This is a genomic window from Streptomyces sp. NPDC029044 (genome assembly GCF_040637495.1).
Classification (GTDB): Bacteria; Actinomycetota; Actinomycetes; order Streptomycetales; family Streptomycetaceae; genus Streptomyces.
The window spans coordinates 1-1,214 of the sequence record NZ_JBEZWN010000158.1 but is presented as its reverse complement, the minus strand read 5'-3'; the positions used below and the strand labels follow the sequence as shown (position 1 = coordinate 1,214).

At 56.2% G+C, this 1,214-nt stretch carries 1 rRNA gene; it reads left to right on the top strand.

Features of this window, described 5'->3' with window-relative positions:
- Positions 1-1,173, top strand: a 23S ribosomal RNA gene (locus tag AB0E85_RS39965); the annotation flags it as partial.
- Positions 1,174-1,214 lie beyond the last annotated feature (41 nt).

Here is a 1,214-nt window from a genome sequence, read left to right as displayed (position 1 = left end):
TGAGCTGGGGGTGGCCGCAGAGACCAGCGAGAAGCGACTGTTTACTAAAAACACAGGTCCGTGCGAAGCCGTAAGGCGATGTATACGGACTGACGCCTGCCCGGTGCTGGAACGTTAAGGGGACCGGTTAGCTCAGATTCGTCTGGGCGAAGCTGAGAACTTAAGCGCCAGTAAACGGCGGTGGTAACTATAACCATCCTAAGGTAGCGAAATTCCTTGTCGGGTAAGTTCCGACCTGCACGAATGGCGTAACGACTTCTCGACTGTCTCAACCATAGGCCCGGTGAAATTGCACTACGAGTAAAGATGCTCGTTTCGCGCAGCAGGACGGAAAGACCCCGGGACCTTTACTACAGTTTGATATTGGTGTTCGGTTCGGCTTGTGTAGGATAGCTGGGAGACTGTGAACTCTGGACGCCAGTTCAGGGGGAGTCGTCGTTGAAATACCAGTCTGGTCGTGCTGGATGTCTAACCTGGGTCCGTGATCCGGATCAGGGACAGTGTCTGATGGGTAGTTTAACTGGGGCGGTTGCCTCCTAAAGAGTAACGGAGGCGCCCAAAGGTTCCCTCAGCCTGGTTGGCAATCAGGTGTTGAGTGTAAGTGCACAAGGGAGCTTGACTGTGAGACCGACGGGTCGAGCAGGGACGAAAGTCGGGACTAGTGATCCGGCGGTGGCTTGTGGAAGCGCCGTCGCTCAACGGATAAAAGGTACCCCGGGGATAACAGGCTGATCTTCCCCAAGAGTCCATATCGACGGGATGGTTTGGCACCTCGATGTCGGCTCGTCGCATCCTGGGGCTGGAGTCGGTCCCAAGGGTTGGGCTGTTCGCCCATTAAAGCGGTACGCGAGCTGGGTTTAGAACGTCGTGAGACAGTTCGGTCCCTATCCGCTGTGCGCGTAGGAGTCTTGAGAAGGGCTGTCCCTAGTACGAGAGGACCGGGACGGACGAACCTCTGGTGTGCCAGTTGTTCTGCCAAGGGCATGGCTGGTTGGCTACGTTCGGGAGGGATAACCGCTGAAAGCATCTAAGCGGGAAGCCTGCTTCGAGATGAGGACTCCCACCTCCATGAGAGGGTAAGGCTCCCAGTAGACGACTGGGTTGATAGGCCGGATATGGAAGCACGGTAACGTGTGGAGTTGACCGGTACTAATAGGCCGAGGGCTTGTCCTCAGTTGCTCGCGTCCACTGTGTTGGTTCTGAAACCACGAACA